The following is a 14,964-nucleotide window of genomic DNA, read 5'->3' as shown; positions in this document are numbered from 1 at the left end:
TTTTTATCTCGTTTTTTGCCGCCCGGTTAGGGTTAACAGGGCGTCTTGCATCATAACCAAACTCGTCGCTTTGGCAAACCATGCGCGCCAAAAGTTTGAGAAAACCCATGTTTAGCGTTTAAAATCAAATAATTATATAAATTTTCAAAACAAAAAACGGTGCCTTGCGACACCGTTTTTCATGACTTTCGTGCAGTGGCCATCACTTGGCCAAAAATGCGCGTACCTTCTCCAGATCTGCCTGGGTATCCACCCCGACCGGCGGCGCTTCAAGGGCCTGGGCGACATGGATCTTCTCCCCGTACCAGAGCACCCGCAGTTGCTCCAGCGCCTCGACCTGCTCCAGCACGCTCGGTGCCCAGTCTACGTAACGCTGGATAAAGCCGGCGCGATAGGCGTAGATGCCGATATGGCGCTGGTAGTGGTCACCAATCTGCTCGTGACTGTTGGCAAAGCGATCCCGATCCCAGGGAATGCTGGCGCGGCTGAAGTAGAGGGCGTAGCCATCCTTGTCAGTCACCACTTTCACTGCATTGGGATTGAACGCCTCTTCGGCATCCTTAATCGGCACCGACAGGGTCGCCATCGGCGCCGTGGCGGCGGCCAGATTGTCCGCTACCTGACGAATGATGGTGGGCGGAATGAGTGGCTCATCCCCCTGCACGTTGACGATGATGGTATCGGCGGCAAAGCCGTAGTGACGGCACACCTCGGCCAGACGCTCGGTGCCGGACTGGTGATCCGGTGAGGTCATGCACACCTCGACGCCGGTGCTCTGCAGCGCCTGCTGCACCCGGGCATCGTCAGTGGCGACAATCACCCGATCGGCACCCGACTGCAGGGCCTTCTCCACCACGTGTTGCACCATGGGCTTGCCATGGATATCCGCCAGCGGCTTGCCCGGCAGACGGGTTGACGCATAGCGGGCAGGAATAACGACGACGAAACTCATGACGGCAGCTCATCGCTGTTGAGCGGACGGGCACGGTTCTCCAGCAGCACCGGGATCCCCTCTTCCAGCGGATAGGCCAGCTTGTCGAAGCGACAGACCAACTCATGAACTGCTTTGTTGTAATGCAGCTTACCCTTGCAGACCGGGCAGGCGATGATGTCGAGCAACTTGATGTCCAAAGCCAAAACGATACTCCTTCAACGATGTCGCGCTGGCGGCTTCATCACGCCAGCGATGGATGTCGAGCAACCAGATATTCCATACGGGACCGCTATTGGTCCACTTCTCCCCCGCTCAGGCGAGAGAGACTAATCTTGTGTCTTGGTTACGCCTTGCGCCTTTCCACTCGTGCTCAGCTTGTGCAGCAGGGTATCGAGCAAGGAGGCGGGCAACTCTGCGCTCACCGGCAGATACCACCAGTTTTCTAGGGCAAACGAACTGCACTTGACCGCATCCTTCTCGGTCATCAGCAGCGGCTTGCAGGCAAAGCGGCCCACCAGCTCATCCCGATCGAAGGGGTGATGATCGCCGTAGGCTGCCTGCTGATCCAGCTGGTAGCCGAGCCCCTCAAGGGTGGCAAAGAAGCGGGGCGGATGACCGATCCCCGCCAGCGCATCAACCGGACCCGACAAGGGGGCGGCCAGCGGTGCATCGTCGCACACCCGACGCGGGGTGTCGGCAACCAGTTGCATGGGGTACTCCCCCTTGCCCGGCTCGCCGCCGTTGCAGATGATGGCATCCACCCGCTTGAGACGAGTGACCGGCTCGCGCAGCGGCCCCATCGGCAGCAGGCAGGCGTTGCCGAAACGGCGGGCACCATCCACCACCACCAGTTCGATGTCGCGGGCCAGCGCATAGTGCTGCAGGCCATCGTCGGTGATGATGATATCCACCTCACCGCTTTGCTCCAGCAGTCGTACCGCATCGGCCCGTTTCGGGGCGACCACTACCGGACAGCCGCAGCGCCGGGCAATCAATACCGGCTCATCCCCCGCCTGCGCCGTGGTGCTGGCGGCATCGAGCCGATACGGGTAATGGGGCGCCTTGCCACCATAACCACGGCTCACCACCCCGGGACGATAGCCACGAGCTTGCAACTGCTCCACCAGCCAGACCACCACCGGCGTCTTGCCGTTGCCGCCCACCGAAATATTGCCCACCACGATCACCGGCAAGGAGGCGCGATACCCCTTGCGCCAGCCGTGGCGATAGGCGTAGCGGCGGGTGCCGCTGATGATGGCAAACAGCAGGGCAAAGGGGGCCAGCAACCAGCGCCAGCCACTCTTTGCATACCAGAGCCGTTCCAGCATCAGGCCTTGTTTCCCGCGTTACCAAACTGAATGGCACGCAGCTGGGCATAAGTGCCACGCTGCTCCATCAATGCTTCGTGGTTACCGCGCTCGACGATATGGCCTTCGTCGATCACCAGGATCTCGTCCGCCTTCTCGATAGTGGAGAGGCGGTGGGCGATCACCAGCGAGGTACGGGCCTTGCAAAGCTCGTCGATGGCCGCCTGAATGTGGCGCTCGGACTCGGTATCGAGGGCCGAGGTGGCCTCATCCAGCAGCAGAACCGGCGCATCGCGCAGCAGGGCGCGGGCGATAGCGACTCGCTGGCGCTGACCGCCGGAGAGGGACGCGCCATTCTCACCAACCACGGTGTCGTACCCCAGCGGCATCTTGCTGACGAACTCGTCGGCATGGGCGATGCGAGCGGCCTGCACAATCTGGTCGCGGCTGTACTTGTCTTCTGCCGCGTAGGCGATGTTGTTGGCCACCGAGTCGTTGAACAGGTGGACATGCTGGGAGACCAGCGCGTACTGCTTGCGCAGCTCGCTCAACTTGTATTCGCGGATATTCACGCCATCCAGCAGGATCTCGCCCTGGTCGATGTCATAAAAGCGAGTCAGCAGGCTGGCGATGGTGCTCTTGCCGGAGCCGGAACGGCCCACCAGCGCCACCGATTTACCCGCCTCCACCTTGAAGCTGACGTTGTGCAGCGCCGGGGTATCCTTGGTCGGATAGGTGAAGGTGACGTTGCGAAACTCGATCTCGCCGCGGGCACGCTCAAGAGTGAGAGTGCCGGTATCCTGTTCCGGCTCGCTGTCGAGCAGGCCGAACAGGCTGTGGCAGGCGGTGATGGCGCGCTGGAACTGGTTGTTGACGTCGGTCAGGCTTTTCAGCGGCTTGAGCAGCATCATCATGGAGGTGATCATGACGGTAAACGTACCGGCGGTCAGGGTTGACTTGACGCTGTCAATGGTCGCGACGTAGAGGAAGGCAGCCAGCGCGATGGAGGCAACCATCTGCACCACCGGGCTGCCAATGGCATCGGCGGCGACCATCTTCATGGTCTGCTGACGCATGTTGTTGCTGACCTGGAAGAAGCGCTTCTCTTCCACCTTCTGGCCACCAAACATCAGCACCTCTTTGTGCCCTTTGAGCATCTGCTCGGTGGAGGTGGTGATATCCCCTACCGCCTGCTGGATGTGACGGCTGATCTGGCGGAAACGGCGGCTGATAAGGCCGATGATGATGCCCACCAGCGGGCCAACCACCAGGAAGATCACCGACAGTTGCCAGGAGTGCCAGAACATCAGGCCGAGCAGGCCGACCACGGTCGCCCCTTCCCGCACCAGGGTCACCAGGGTGGTGCTTGCCGCCGAGGAGACCTGACTCGCGTCATAAGTCACCTTGGAGAGCAGGTGACCGGTGTTCTGACGGTCGAAGAAGCTCATCGGCATCGCCACCATGTGATTGAACACCTGCTGCTGCAGACGCATCACTACGTGGTTGCCAACCCAGGCCATGCAGTAGTTGGAGAGAAAGTTGGCAACACCGCGCAGGGCCACGATGCCGAGAACGAAGAAGGGCATCCATTTCAAGACGGTGCTGTCGTTGCCATTAATGCCCTGATCGATCAGCGGCTTGATGGAGTAGACAAAGGTGGTATCCACGGCAGCGTAGCCCAGCATCCCGATGATGCCACCGACCAGGCCCAGCTTGCGATCACGGACATAACCGAGCAGGCGTCGGAATACAGGCCAGCTCTCTTGTGAGGTTTCTTGTTGCATGAATAGCCGTTAGTAATGGAAATGACGGGCTATTCTAGCCAAAGCGCAGGATTACACCAAGCGTCGCCACCGATATAGAATCCATCCGCTGCGGAAATGACGGATTATTGCTCAAACCACACTCTCGGCCGCCACCACTCGCCACCACGCCGGTACCAGGGGCCCTGATTGCGCTCGGCAGTCACTTTCAATCCCGCTGCGGTGGGTTCGACCAGAATTGCCCCTTGCAGGCCGGTGACCCACTGGCGGGCATCCCGATAGCGGGCCACCACATCGGGACGGGGAAAGCCCCACTGATTCATAAAACCGGTGCTGTGGATCACCTCCTGCGCTGCCACCGCCGCGACAAACGGGGGCGTGGAGGAGGTGCGGCTGCCATGATGGGGGCTCACCAGCAAGGTGCTGGCCAACCCCTCCCCCGCCAGCGCCACCAGACGTTGCTCGGCCTGCCGCTCGATATCGGCGCTGAGCAGCACGCTGCGCTCGCCATCGCTGATACGCACCACGCAACCATCGTTATTGTGCCCGCCGCCGGGGCGTTCTGGCCAGAGCACCGTAAATGCGAGCCCTTGCCAGCGCCACTGTTGCCCACGCTGGCAGAGCGTCGTTCCCTCGCTAAAGGGGTAAGAGGAGAGCTCGTGACGCACCGGCATGGCGCTGAGCAGTCGCTTGCGATTGCCGGCATGATCCCGATCCTTGTGGCTGATGATGAGGCGATCGATGACCCGGATCCCCAGATGGCTCAGCTGGGGCAGGATCACCGCATCCGCCATGTTGTAGCCGCCGGGATAGCGATCGCCGGTGTCATAGAGGATGGCGCGATCCCCCTTGCTGATCAGCACCGCCAGCCCCTGCCCCACATCCAGCACCCGCAGTTGCCAGCGAACCGGGGAAGGCCAGAGCGCCAGCAACAGCGCACAACCCCCCGGTAGCCAGAGCCAGCGTGCCGGGCGCCACTGCGAGGCGAACCAGAGCAGCAACAGCAGGGTGCAGAGCGGCAGCCACCAGCCGGGCAGTGGCCACCACAGTTGCAGTTGTTCGGAAAGCCAATTCAGGATCGTCAGCACCCAACCGAGCCCCAGATTCGCCAGCCAGAACAGGCCATAGGCGAGCGAGGTGGAGAGCGGCGCCAACAGCACACCGATCAGCGCCAACGGTATGATGGCGATACAAAAGAGCGGCACCGCCAACAGGTTGATCACCATGGCAAGGGGCGCTATCCCCTCGAACAACGCCAGTTGCAGCGGCAGCAGACCGAGCAGCAGCCAGAGCTGGATCTGCCATAGCCCCGGCTTGTCGTGGACATACCCCACCAGCAGCAGGATGGCCACCGCCAGAAACGAGAGCCAGAAACCGGCCGAATAGAGGGCGAAGGGATCCCAGAGGGTCAATACCACAAAGGCCCACAGCCAGATGCGCCAGGCCGGCCACTCCCGCCGACTCCAGCGCAGCACACTCCACACCAGCACCATGATCAGGGCCCGCTCGGTCGCCACCGCAAACCCCGCCAATGCGCTGTAGACGGCGGCAAATAGCAGAGAGGTGATAATGGCGCCGCGCAGGCCAAACAGCCTGCCCAGCCACCACCCGAGCACCGCCACCAGCGCGATGTGTTGCCCTGAAATGGCGATGATGTGAGTCAGGCCGCTACCGCGAAACAGCTCCCACTGGGCATCCGTGATGCCGCTCTGCTCGCCAAAGGTGAGGGCCGCCAACAAGGGTGCATGGTCAAGAGTGCGCCAACTATCGGTCGCTGCGTCCAACCAGCGTTCGCGCCAGCCCGGTGCAGCCTGATGAATGTCGATCACCCGGCGCAAATTGCCGGTGGCGGTGATCCCCTTGCCCAGCAGCAGACGCCGCCCATCCAGCCCCGCCTCGTTGGCTAGGCCGTGAGCCGGTTTCAACGAGGTCACCAGCGTGATCCGGCTGCCCACAGTCATGGCGGGCAACGCCTGATAGGCATTGACCCGGATCAGGGGCTCAGGTGTCACCGGTTGCTCGTCGAGGGTGCTCACCTGCAGCAGCAGTCGGACAAATTTATCCCCCTCGGGCTCTGCACTTTGCAGCTGTGCGGTTATCATGTGGCTCGTCTGATCGCCCAATCGCTCCAGCCAGGCCAGCCGATAGGCAAGATTGGCCTGCATCCATAGGATGCCGAGCAGGAGAAACAGCCACCGCCAGGCACGGCAATATGCAAGGGGGATCAGCAGGGACAGCAACAGGCCCCCCCATGCGAGTGAAGGTAACCATGGCCAGAGCAGTGAGGAGCTTGCCCCCAGGGCAAACGACAACAGACGCAGATCCATGGAGCAAGTATTTAGCAAGGTTTCAATATGCCCAAACGACTCATTAAACGCTGGATGCCCGATCAGCAAACCCTGAAAGAACACAAGCACTTGCGGCTGTTCGGCAAACTGCTGCTCGATGCCAACCTCTGGCACCTCAACCGCCGCTCAGCCGCCGGAGCATTTGCGGTGGGCCTCTTCATGGCCTGGGTGCCACTCCCCTGCCAGATGCTGCTGGCCGCCGGTGGCGCCATCCTGTGCCGGGTCAATCTGCCGCTCTCGGTGGCGCTGGTCTGGCTCTCCAACCCCTTTACCATGCCGCCCCTGCTCTATGGCGCCTATCTGGTGGGTTGCCAGCTGCTGGGACATTCGGCGCAGCAGATAGAGATTGAGTTCACCTGGGACTGGCTGGTCTCGGTACTGGGCACAGTAGCGCCGCCACTGTTGCTGGGATCGCTGATCCTGGCCCTGCTGAGTTCCCTTATCGGTTACACCCTGATCCGTACCTTCTGGCGGATCAGCACGGTGCGCCAGTGGCAAAAACGCAAGATGGCCCGCGCATGCTGAGTCGCTGGTTTGCCCGCTTCAAGCTCGATCCCGACACCCTGCGCCAGCAGAAGTGGTTTGCCCTGTTTGGTGAACGGCTGCTTGCCCCGGCCCTCTGGCAAGGGGGCACCCGCGCCCTGAGCGGCGCGGTAGCGGCCGGGATCTTCGCCTGCTGGTTCCCTATCCCGATGCACTCGCTCATCGCAGTCGGGCTGGCGCTAGCATTCAGCCTCAACCTGCCGCTGGCGCTGCTGGCAGTCTGGTTCAACAATCCGCTGACCCTGCCATTCATGTATCTCTACGCCTATCGCACCGGCTGTCTGGTGCTGCACAAAACGCCGGAGCCCTTCCACCTCACCTGGACCCTCCACTGGCTGGAGCAGGAAGCGGCCACCCTGGTGCCTCCCTTCCTGCTCGGCAGCCTGCTGCTGGCGGTACTCACCGCCCTGAGCGGCAGCGCTCTGACCGCGCTGCTGCTGCAACTGCGCAAACGGTGGCAAGGCGCCCGCCTCCGCTGAGTCGCCCTTCCCCTTGTTTGGCGATCAGCCGTTGGCGATCAAAAAAGCCCGTCACCAAGGTGACGGGCTTTTTCATGGCATAGTGCCAGAACGCAAGGCGATGCGATTACAGCACCTTGGCGATGGCCTCGCACAGGGGATCGATATTGGCGCGGGTAATACCGGCCACGCTGATCCGGCCGGAGCCGACGATGTAGATGGCAAACTCGCTCTTGAGCTGTTCAACCTGATCCTTGGAGAGACCGGAGAAGGAGAACATGCCGTTTTGCTCACGGATAAAGCTGAAATCCTGGCTCACGCCGAGGGCAGCCAGCTTCTCGACCAGCAGCTCGCGCATCTCGCGAATACGCACCCGCATGGCAGCCACTTCTTCGACCCACTCGGCATAGAGAGCCGGATCGCTCACCACGGCGGTGACCACGGCGGCGCCGTGTGACGGCGGGTTAGAGTAGTTGGCACGGATCACTGTCTTGACCTGGGTAAAGGCCACATCGGCGATCTCTTTGGTCGCGCTGACCAGCGTGAAGGCGCCGACCCGCTCGTTGTAGAGGCCGAAGTTCTTGGAGAATGAGCTCGCCACCAGCAGCTCATCATGGCACTCGGCGAAGATCCGCAGACCTTCAGCATCCTCTTCGATACCACGGGCAAAACCCTGATAGGCGAAGTCAAACAGCGGCAACCAGCCGGCGGCAGCACTCTGCTTGGCCAGTGCGCGCCACTGCTCGGCAGTGGGGTCGATACCGGTCGGGTTGTGGCAGCAGCCGTGCAGCAGCACCAGCTCACCCGGCTGCACTTCGGCCAGCGAAGCCTGCATGGCGGCAAAGTCGAGCCCCTTGGTGGCTGCGTCGTAGTACTTGTACCACTTGACGGTCAGGCCCGCGGCCTGGAATACGCTAACGTGGTTGGCCCAGGTGGGATCGGAGATCCAGATGGTCTTGGCCAGACCGTTGCGCACCACGAATTCGGCCGCGATACGCAGGGCACCGGTACCACCCGGCGCTTGCGCGGTCTTGGCGCGGCCACTGGCAACCAGCGCAGAATGTTGCCCGAACAGCAGTTGCTGCACGATGCGGCCATATTCGATATTGCCTTCAATACCGAGGTAGTTCTTGGTCTTCTCGTCGGTCAGCAGCTTCTGCTCGGCTTTCTTGACGCAATGAAGAATGGGGGTAGCACCGGACTCATCCTTGTAGATCCCTACGCCCAGATTGATCTTGTGGCTGCGAGAGTCAGCGCGGAAGGCTTCGGTCAGGCCCAGGATCGGATCCGCTGGGGCGGCAACAACCTTTTCAAACATGGTATTCCCTGTATTCCGTTGAGTTCGTTGGGTGGCAAAGCGGCTTGATAAACAAAAGCGCTCATCTGGCGAGCGCTTCGTCAACACTTTATATCACCGCGTTCAATGGGGGAAAACCGCTTTTTGGCTCGCTTTCAGGCCAATTTCAACCAACGGCATGCCACGCTGGCGCCAGCGCGCACACCTCGGCCGACAAACCACCATTGGACTCAACCAAACCGCTACAAACTGCTAACAATGACTTGGGGATCCGGCTCGGTTCCCACGGCCGAGCCTTCGTCAAAGGTTGGGCATACGCGCTGAGGATGGGGGCCAGATCACGGGGCAACCACCAGCTGGCCGGACGACCCAAGCGCTGGGCCAGCGCCTGCAGCCGATCCACCCCGCCAGGGTCGAGGGCAGTAAGATGACTCCACAGCACATTGGGGGGCAAGGCGGCCACCACCTGCTGCAAGGCAAGGGGAGCCGATGGGGGCGCCCATATCAGCAAGGTGCCGGGTTCAAGAGGCAACTCGGCAAAGGCGCCGACGCTGTCTGTGGTGATCACCCGCTCGATATTCCCCTCCCCCCACAGGATCTTGCCAAGACCCGCCAAGGTACGCTCGGGCAGGGCTACCTCCCCCAGCGCCTGCAACCAGGGCGCAGCATCGATTAAGGTGCCGCCGCTGAAAAAGAGGCTGAACGGCTGGGCGGCGCGCAAGCGCAACAGCTGATCGGCACAGAGCCGGATCCCCTTGTCCTCAAAATCGATCTGCTCGTTGGGGGTGAAGTTCACCTCTGACTTGCGATAGAGCGCCGCCAGCACCCGCTCGTTGACCTGCTCCCCCAATTGCCAGCCCTGAGCATGCAACCACTCCTCAGGCTCGGGGGGGGCGGTGGCGATCTCGGCCAGCATCAGCTCTCGGGTGAGATAGCGCCGTCCGGCCGGGGTGAGCTCATAGCTGTGGCTGCCATGAGCGAGCAGCAGCTGGTTATCCTTGAGCAGCCCCACCAGCGGTTGCCACTGGCGGCCACGGATCACCACTGGTGAATGGCTCAGCAACTGCTGCGCCAGCGCCCGCCATTCGGGGTGACTAAAGTCGATCAATTACAATCCATCCCTGTCAGTGCTCAATCGGATAAACAGCCTGAAAAGGTACCGTTACAGGCCGATGACGCCAAGCCTCCCGCGCCAATTACGTGACCTTGCTCCCTGCAATTTTCCCCAAACAGAAGAGCCCACCGTGGGGGTGGGCTCTTGCTTGGATAACACGCGATGCTTATTCGACGTTGAGGTGCAGCTCGGCATCGTGCCAACCCAGTGGCAGAGTCAGCAGCTGATCGATCAGCTCCCGGCGATCGGATTTCTCCAGATAGGCGAGATAGAGCGGACGGCTCAGCGGCTGTCCCCCCTCCACCAGATGGAGCGCTCCCTTCTCGAGAAAGGGGCTGACCATCCGCCGTGGCAGGTAGGCAGCACCGCCATTGGCCAGCACGAATTGCAACGCCATGCTGGCGGAGCTGGAGTGCAGCACCGGAGTCTTTTGCAGGCTCTGCAAGCGGCTGGGCTGCGGCTCGAAGCTGGTGCCCCAATCGAGGTGGATGTGTGGCATCTGCATCAGGTTGTCGGCATTGGCGGCCGGATCCCGGCTCACCAGCTCGAACACCAGCTCACCGATGGGATGCAGGGCTATCTCGTCGATCTTGGTGGGCTCGGAGAGCAGGGCCAGATCAAGGGAGCGCTCCAGCAACTGGCGGCAGAGGTGCTCGCGGGAAGCCGTTTCCAGCCGCACCGCCAAGCCGGGTGCCAGCGCATAGATGTGATTGAGCCAGTCGTTGAAATCGAGCTCCCAGAACACCGCGGGCGCGCCGATGGCCAACTGCTGGCTGAATCCCGGCGAGAGCGCCACATCCTGCTTGGCACGACCGAGGGTATGCAAGATGGCGTCTGCGTAGGGCAACAGACGCTCACCGGAGGCGGTCAGGCGGATATTGTTGCGATGACGGGCAAACAGACTGACACCCAGTTGCTGCTCTAGCTGGCGGATCCGGAAACTCACCGCCGACTGGGTCAGGTAGAGATTTTCAGCAGCCCGGCCAAAGTGCCGGGTCTTACTGACCTCGATAAAGGTCCGAAGCAGCTCGGTATCCATTAATCGATGGACTCGTCACTGCCACCACCGCTGCCACCACCGACATCAAAGCTGGCACCACCGCTGCTCTCTTCGCTGGCACCACCAACGACAGTGCAGAGGCGATGAACGCGCTTGGGACCGATCACCTTGAGGTATTTGAACCACACCTTGGCATGGGGGTTGGCACCGGCCGCTCCGGATTTGACCTGCTCGACGAAGGCGGACTCGACATCGTCACGGGGAGTCAGATTGCCCTGATAGAGAGCCAGCATGGCGGTACCATACTTTTCCAGACTGTCCGCTTCGGCCACAGTGAATTCACCACTGCGACGCAGGCCACGGGGAAAATGTTTGAAGTCGTTGAAACGCTTGTCTGATTCGAAGCTCATAGTGCTCTTTTTCTGGTTAGTTTGACCTTTGCGGGCAAGTATCATCAGGCCATCGCCGAGTGCAAAATCAATTTTCTCACTATATTAATAAATATCTTTTATCGAAGTCACTTTGCCCCATAGCTGGCGCCGATTTTGTGGCCGAGCACACAAAAATCGTTGATAAATAATAAACTTATGTAAACGTACAGCCCGATTTCACGTCATTTCCCGGACAATTCAGGTAAAAATAAAGCGCCAAACGGCGCTTTATTTGTCACATCAGATGAACCAGCTGAACCCTGGGTTCAAACATGCTTACTCAATCATGGCCGGTTGGGCCAGGTTGTCGGCACGCCACAGGCGGTAGCGCACTTCATACTCCTGCGGCACGTAGATCACGAACGGCAGCTTGGAGTTGTAGTTCACGAAGAAGCCCTGACCGTAGATCTGGACGAAGGTCTCTTTCTGCTGGGCATCCGGGCAAGCCATCAGGGTGGTGATGGGGTCGGAGACCTTGCCCAGTTGCAGGTAGTTGTAGCCCCAGCCTTTGACGCTGTGCTGTTCCAGGTTGCCGGCAAAACGCGGTACGTTGCAGTCAACCATCATCTTTTTACCGACCTGCAGCTCGACCATCATGTCGGATTCTTTCTCGACTTCTGGCAGGCGGATCACCACACGTTCCTGATTCACGTCAGCGGCTGGGAACATGCTGATATCAAATTTTTTCGGCTCGGCGGCGAAGGCATGGCCACCCAACAACAAGGCGCCCAGCAGGCTAAAACGCAATACGGCTTTCATCTGTACCTCATGGGGTTGGTTCAACGCCGCTAGACTAACCGCTCCGCTGATTTCATGCCAGCGATCTGCTACGTAAAAAGTGCGTAAAATGATGCAGATCCGGCACACCATGACGTGATCTGGCTATTTTCTGACAGGGCGCACACTCCCGTTGCGGGAACCTCCAACAAAAAGCGAGGCCAACTGGCCTCGCTTCACATTCAAATGACACCACTTCGTTATTTAGCCGCCCCTTCATGGGCCTTGATCACGGCTACCGCCTTGTCGGGGAAGTCGCTGAACACCCCGTCCACATCGGCCTGATAGAGGAAGATGTTGAGCAGATCGGTGAAGTCCTTGGCATAGGCAGGGATCTGCCCCTCATCCTGACGGAAGGTATAAGGATGCACCTTGAGACCCGCCGCGTGGGCTTCTTTTACCATGCCGGTGAAGACCGGTTTGCCCAAAATGCCCGGCTCGGTGACGATCATCGGTTTCCACGGGCCAATCCCTTCGGCATAGCTGGCGATGGTTTTCATCGCCCCCGGCTTGAACATCCAGTCATAGTTGTAGGGGATCGCCTTGCCCTTGGCATCGTAAACCATGGTCTCGTTCCAGTCGGTCTCGGCCATCAGCTGCACCAGTTTCAGATCCATCCCTAAGGCAGGCATCAGCTCGCTGTTGATGCGCTTGAGTTCATCGGCATCGAAGCACTGCAGATAGACCTTGTCATCCTTCCCGGTGTAGCCGTACTCCTTGAGCACCTTCAGCACCGCCTTGGAGATATCCTTGCCTTCGTGGCGGAACAGCCAGGGTGCTTTGATCTCCGGGTAGATGCCGATGTTTTTGCCGGTGCTCTTGTTGAGCCCCTGGATCATCTCGATCTCCTCCTGGAAGGTGTGGATCTTGAAGTTCGACTTCCACAGCGGGAAGCGGGCCGGATAGACCGGCAGCTGCTTGCCATCCACCAGCTGGAACGGCTCGGTCATGCGCAGGGAGCGCACCTCGTCCAGGGTGAAATCCACCACATAATAACGGCCGTCCGGGCGTGCACGACCGGGGAAACGCTCGGCCACATCGGTGATGCCATCGAGGAAGTGATCGTGCATCACCACCAGCTGGTCATCCTTGGTCATTACCAGATCCTGCTCCAGATAATCGGCCCCCATGCCATAGGCCAGCGCCTTGGATTCCAGGGTATGCTCGGGCAGATAGCCGGAGGCGCCACGGTGGGCAATCACCACCTTGCCTTCATCGGCAGCAAACACGGGTAATGAGAGGGATGCCCCAAGGCTCAAGGCGATGAGGGAAACGGCGAGTTTTTTCATAGGCGAGGCTCTTTATTATTGTGTGTAGGTAATTGTTCTATCAGAGGTTTGTTGCATATTTACGGTAGAACGCGGTGGGCAGCAGCGCACTGCCCACCGTCACACATCAGCTCGCCTTGCGCAGAGCGTGATGATATTGGTCGAGCCAGATGCTCAGCATCTGCTGCTCTGACTCGTTCAGGCGCAGCCCCAGCTTGCTGCGGCGCCAGAGGATATCGTCCAGTGAACAGGCCCACTCCCGCTCGATGAGATAGCGCACTTCCGACTCGTATAGACCGCCACCGAAGTGAATGCCACGATCCTCTTTCAACCAGAGGCGGGCATGGGCGCCATAGGCCTCGGCAATGCGCAGGGCGCTGCGATCGTCGAGCCAGTCAAACTCCAGCGCAAAGGCGCGGGCCAGCTCGCGCACCGAGCAGTCGAACTCGCCACCGGGCAACCGGCTGGTCGCAGTCCAGTCATCCCCCATCTGGCTGAACCAGGGCTTGAGCTTGTTGCAGGCGGCCTGCGCCAGCTTGCGATAGGTGGTGAGCTTGCCGCCAAATACCGAGAGCAGCGGTGCGCCATCCGATTCACCAGAAAGTTCGAGCGTATAGTCGCGGGTCACCGCCTGTGGTGAATCAGATTCGTCATCGCAGAGCGGGCGCACCCCGGCGTAAGTCCAGATCACATCTTTCGGGGCGATCTGACGGGTGAAGTGGGCATTAACCACCTTGCACAGGTAGCTGATCTCGGCCTCGCTGATCTTCGCTTCCCGCGGGCTGCCGTGGTGTTCCACATCGGTGGTGCCGATCAGCGAATAGTCCTGCTGATAAGGGATGACGAAGACGATGCGGTTGTCCTCGTTTTGCAGGATATAGGCCTCTTCGCGCTCATGGATGCGCGGCACTATCATGTGGCTGCCTTTAATAAGGCGAATGCCACGGGGGGATTTCTCGTTCAGGCTCTCGTCATAGAAGGTCTTGACCCAGGGGCCGGCCGCATTGACCAGACCACGGCAGGTGACGGTGAACTGCTCGCCCCCTTCCCGCTCCAGCGTCAGCGTCCAGTGTTTGGATCCGCGCACCGCCTTGATGCAGCGAGTGCGGGTCTGCACATCGGCCCCCTTGTCACGGGCCATCATGGCGTTGAGCACCACCAGCCGGGCGTCGTCAACCCAGGCATCGGAATATTCAAACCCCTTGTTGATCCCTGCGGTCAAGCCATCTTGCGGCAGGAAGCGCACGCCGCAGCTCCCCTTGAGCTTGTCGCGCTTGGCCAGATTGTCATACAGGAACAGGCCGGCACGGATCATCCAGGCCGGACGCAGGTGCGGGCGGTGCGGCAGGCGAAAACGCATCGGACGGGCGATGTGAGGCGCCATACCGAGCAGCACCTCACGCTCCGCCAACGCCTCTTTCACCAGCCGGAATTCGTAATGTTCGAGATAGCGCAAACCGCCGTGGATCAGCTTGCTGGAGTTGGAGGAGGTGGCAGAGGCGAGATCTTGCGCCTCAAACAGGGCAACCTTCAGACCCCGTCCTGCCGCATCGGCTGCGATGCCGACCCCGTTGATGCCGCCACCGACGACGACCAGATCATAATGTTCGCTCATGTTCACCTACTTTCATTTTTATGATTGCCATAACAGCAATGTTTGATTTCGCTCATTTTAGAACATGAAAATACAACAAACGAACATTTTATGGCGAAAGTGTGATCGC

At 60.3% G+C, this 14,964-nt stretch carries 14 protein-coding genes; 2 read left to right on the top strand and 12 right to left on the bottom strand.

Annotated features, from left to right (window positions below; all coding sequences use genetic code 11):
- Nucleotides 1-202: 202 nt before the first annotated feature.
- The 5 genes from kdsB to I6G90_RS02820 form a co-directional block, all read right to left on the bottom strand.
- The gene (gene kdsB / locus I6G90_RS02840; protein ID WP_075113134.1) at nucleotides 203-952 is read right to left on the bottom strand and encodes a 3-deoxy-manno-octulosonate cytidylyltransferase; all 750 of its coding nucleotides are present in this window, start codon (nucleotides 950-952) and stop codon (nucleotides 203-205) included.
- Nucleotides 949-1,137: a Trm112 family protein gene (locus tag I6G90_RS02835; protein WP_005347033.1), complete on the bottom strand. Its 189-nt coding sequence runs from the start codon at nucleotides 1,135-1,137 to the stop codon at nucleotides 949-951. Before I6G90_RS02835 ends, kdsB begins: the two co-directional genes overlap by 4 nt.
- A 123-nt stretch (nucleotides 1,138-1,260) precedes the next feature.
- Nucleotides 1,261-2,262, bottom strand: coding sequence for a tetraacyldisaccharide 4'-kinase (gene lpxK / locus I6G90_RS02830; protein ID WP_075113133.1), 1,002 nt, complete (start codon nucleotides 2,260-2,262; stop codon nucleotides 1,261-1,263).
- Nucleotides 2,262-4,025: a lipid A ABC transporter ATP-binding protein/permease MsbA gene (msbA, locus tag I6G90_RS02825; protein WP_075113132.1), complete on the bottom strand. Its 1,764-nt coding sequence runs from the start codon at nucleotides 4,023-4,025 to the stop codon at nucleotides 2,262-2,264. The genes lpxK and msbA overlap by 1 nt, the downstream gene beginning before the upstream one ends.
- A gap of 104 nt (nucleotides 4,026-4,129) precedes the next feature.
- Nucleotides 4,130-6,331: a DNA internalization-related competence protein ComEC/Rec2 gene (locus tag I6G90_RS02820; protein ID WP_197929651.1), complete on the bottom strand. Its 2,202-nt coding sequence runs from the start codon at nucleotides 6,329-6,331 to the stop codon at nucleotides 4,130-4,132.
- A 27-nt stretch (nucleotides 6,332-6,358) separates the two neighbouring features.
- Here I6G90_RS02820 and I6G90_RS02815 point away from each other — a divergent pair, with 27 nt between their 5' ends.
- Both I6G90_RS02815 and I6G90_RS02810 read left to right on the top strand, forming a co-directional pair.
- Nucleotides 6,359-6,877 (top strand): DUF2062 domain-containing protein, encoded by a 519-nt coding sequence (locus tag I6G90_RS02815; RefSeq protein WP_182933898.1) that lies wholly within the window; start codon nucleotides 6,359-6,361, stop codon nucleotides 6,875-6,877.
- Entirely contained in the window at nucleotides 6,871-7,374 is a 504-nt protein-coding gene (locus I6G90_RS02810) for a DUF2062 domain-containing protein (protein ID WP_197931144.1), read from the top strand. The genes I6G90_RS02815 and I6G90_RS02810 overlap by 7 nt, the downstream gene beginning before the upstream one ends.
- A 106-nt stretch (nucleotides 7,375-7,480) precedes the next feature.
- Here the strand turns inward: I6G90_RS02810 and I6G90_RS02805 are convergent, their stop codons facing one another.
- The 7 genes from I6G90_RS02805 to glpD form a co-directional block, all read right to left on the bottom strand.
- A complete protein-coding gene (locus tag I6G90_RS02805) occupies nucleotides 7,481-8,671 on the bottom strand; it encodes an amino acid aminotransferase (protein WP_042057657.1) in 1,191 nt (396 codons plus the stop codon).
- A 145-nt stretch (nucleotides 8,672-8,816) separates the two neighbouring features.
- Complete coding sequence (locus tag I6G90_RS02800; protein WP_197929650.1) at nucleotides 8,817-9,758, bottom strand: hypothetical protein; 942 nt, start codon at nucleotides 9,756-9,758, stop codon at nucleotides 8,817-8,819.
- Between the two features lie 172 nt (nucleotides 9,759-9,930).
- Nucleotides 9,931-10,803: an HTH-type transcriptional regulator HdfR gene (gene hdfR, locus I6G90_RS02795; RefSeq protein WP_197929649.1), complete on the bottom strand. Its 873-nt coding sequence runs from the start codon at nucleotides 10,801-10,803 to the stop codon at nucleotides 9,931-9,933.
- Nucleotides 10,803-11,174: a DUF413 domain-containing protein gene (gene maoP, locus I6G90_RS02790; RefSeq protein WP_042656085.1), complete on the bottom strand. Its 372-nt coding sequence runs from the start codon at nucleotides 11,172-11,174 to the stop codon at nucleotides 10,803-10,805. Before maoP ends, hdfR begins: the two co-directional genes overlap by 1 nt.
- Nucleotides 11,175-11,471: 297 nt before the next feature.
- Entirely contained in the window at nucleotides 11,472-11,954 is a 483-nt protein-coding gene (eco, locus tag I6G90_RS02785) for a serine protease inhibitor ecotin (protein WP_042656084.1), read from the bottom strand.
- 218 nt (nucleotides 11,955-12,172) lie between these two features.
- Nucleotides 12,173-13,261, bottom strand: coding sequence for a glycerophosphodiester phosphodiesterase (glpQ, locus tag I6G90_RS02780; protein ID WP_197929648.1), 1,089 nt, complete (start codon nucleotides 13,259-13,261; stop codon nucleotides 12,173-12,175).
- Nucleotides 13,262-13,367: 106 nt separating this feature from the next.
- Nucleotides 13,368-14,855: a glycerol-3-phosphate dehydrogenase gene (gene glpD, locus I6G90_RS02775; RefSeq protein ID WP_197929647.1), complete on the bottom strand. Its 1,488-nt coding sequence runs from the start codon at nucleotides 14,853-14,855 to the stop codon at nucleotides 13,368-13,370.
- Nucleotides 14,856-14,964 lie beyond the last annotated feature (109 nt).

This window comes from Aeromonas allosaccharophila (genome assembly GCF_016026615.1).
In the GTDB taxonomy this organism is placed as follows: Bacteria; Pseudomonadota; Gammaproteobacteria; order Enterobacterales; family Aeromonadaceae; genus Aeromonas; species Aeromonas allosaccharophila.
This window is presented reverse-complemented; position numbering and strand designations above follow the sequence as displayed.

What these genes read in the sequence shown, in the direction of transcription:
- kdsB (WP_075113134.1), bottom strand. Translation starts at nt 952, where the DNA reads ATGAGTTTCGTCGTCGTTATTCCTGCCCGCTATGCGTCAACCCGTCTG.
- lpxK (WP_075113133.1), bottom strand. Translation starts at nt 2,262, where the DNA reads ATGCTGGAACGGCTCTGGTATGCAAAGAGTGGCTGGCGCTGGTTGCTG.
- msbA (WP_075113132.1), bottom strand. Translation starts at nt 4,025, where the DNA reads ATGCAACAAGAAACCTCACAAGAGAGCTGGCCTGTATTCCGACGCCTG.
- I6G90_RS02820 (WP_197929651.1), bottom strand. Translation starts at nt 6,331, where the DNA reads ATGGATCTGCGTCTGTTGTCGTTTGCCCTGGGGGCAAGCTCCTCACTG.
- I6G90_RS02815 (WP_182933898.1), top strand. Translation starts at nt 6,359, where the DNA reads ATGCCCAAACGACTCATTAAACGCTGGATGCCCGATCAGCAAACCCTG.
- I6G90_RS02810 (WP_197931144.1), top strand. Translation starts at nt 6,871, where the DNA reads ATGCTGAGTCGCTGGTTTGCCCGCTTCAAGCTCGATCCCGACACCCTG.
- I6G90_RS02805 (WP_042057657.1), bottom strand. Translation starts at nt 8,671, where the DNA reads ATGTTTGAAAAGGTTGTTGCCGCCCCAGCGGATCCGATCCTGGGCCTG.
- hdfR (WP_197929649.1), bottom strand. Translation starts at nt 10,803, where the DNA reads ATGGATACCGAGCTGCTTCGGACCTTTATCGAGGTCAGTAAGACCCGG.
- maoP (WP_042656085.1), bottom strand. Translation starts at nt 11,174, where the DNA reads ATGAGCTTCGAATCAGACAAGCGTTTCAACGACTTCAAACATTTTCCC.
- eco (WP_042656084.1), bottom strand. Translation starts at nt 11,954, where the DNA reads ATGAAAGCCGTATTGCGTTTTAGCCTGCTGGGCGCCTTGTTGTTGGGT.
- glpQ (WP_197929648.1), bottom strand. Translation starts at nt 13,261, where the DNA reads ATGAAAAAACTCGCCGTTTCCCTCATCGCCTTGAGCCTTGGGGCATCC.
- glpD (WP_197929647.1), bottom strand. Translation starts at nt 14,855, where the DNA reads ATGAGCGAACATTATGATCTGGTCGTCGTCGGTGGCGGCATCAACGGG.